The following is a 1,004-nucleotide window of genomic DNA, read 5'->3' as shown; positions in this document are numbered from 1 at the left end:
AAAACGCTCGGCTGGGAAACCCCAGCCGAGCGCCTCGCTAAGCTCCTGGCCACAGCCAGTTGATCACTGTGTTGCAACGACCCCTGGAATTCGCCGAACGGTGGGGCCCTTCGACATCGTGCCCGGTGAGGCACTGGCGGAGGATACGAGATTCGAACTCGTGAGGGGTTGCCCCCAACACGCTTTCCAACTGTGGTGGTGGGGTGTGGGGGTGCGTGCGGGGGCGTTCACCTGCGTTCATGGGCGGTTGGACCGCAAGACGAACCCTGCGCGTGGCCCTTGCTGAACGGCCGTGACCGGGGCTGAATGAGACGGAAACTGAGACGGCGGCGCGGGCCGCCTACGGGCACGAGATGCCGTGGGGCAGGTCGCAGACGTCGTCGCGCATGTGCAGCCTGCGGAGGCCCTGGACCCGCGGGACGAGGTAGGGATGCATGGCCCACTTGGCGAGATAGCCGGCCTCGCCATGCTCCGTGAGCACAGTGTGGGCCGCTTCCAAGACAGCGTGAGCGAATGCCGGACGCGGATAGGTCGCCTGCCACAGCACCGTGCCGTGGGAGTCCGGAAGGTTGGGGCTGAGGGCGACGTCGGGGAACTTGTAGATAGTCAGGTTGACCGCGTCATCCGTTGTGTGGAGCACCCAGCGAAGCTCTTGCGGCTCGGTGTCGAAGAAGAACCGGGCTGAGCGCTGCCGCCCTTACAGCTCACCAGCTCCCGCTACAAGGTCCGCCAACGCGTCAGTGCAGTAGCTGGCGGATACCGATGCTGTCTAAGAGCCATCGGATAGGTGGCATCTCGCCCAACCATGACCAACGAGTTCCCACTTCAGCTGAAGGGCACCGGCTGACCCTTGACCCATCGACACAGGCCCAGGCTAATGGCATTGATTGGCCCTGAGCTTGGGAAGCTCAGAGGGCTTCTCGAAACCGAGTGTGGAGCTGGGGGTTCCGTACGGGTGTGCTGTTCAGGTGATTGTGGCCGCGCGGGGGCATGAAGGCAGGGCC

The 1,004-nt window shown here is 64.3% G+C and carries 1 protein-coding gene; it reads right to left on the bottom strand.

Annotation, left to right across the window (positions count from 1 at the left end; translation table 11 throughout):
• Positions 1-340: 340 nt before the first annotated feature.
• Positions 341-640 carry a hypothetical protein gene (locus IE239_RS41465; protein WP_190154608.1) on the bottom strand — a complete coding sequence of 100 codons (300 nt, stop codon included), beginning with the start codon at positions 638-640 and terminating at the stop codon, positions 341-343.
• Positions 641-1,004 lie beyond the last annotated feature (364 nt).

The sequence above is a fragment of the Streptomyces humidus genome, from assembly GCF_014649655.1.
Classification (GTDB): Bacteria; Actinomycetota; Actinomycetes; order Streptomycetales; family Streptomycetaceae; genus Streptomyces; species Streptomyces humidus.
The sequence above is the reverse complement of the archived record's forward strand: the minus strand, read 5'-3'. Positions and strand labels throughout refer to the sequence as shown.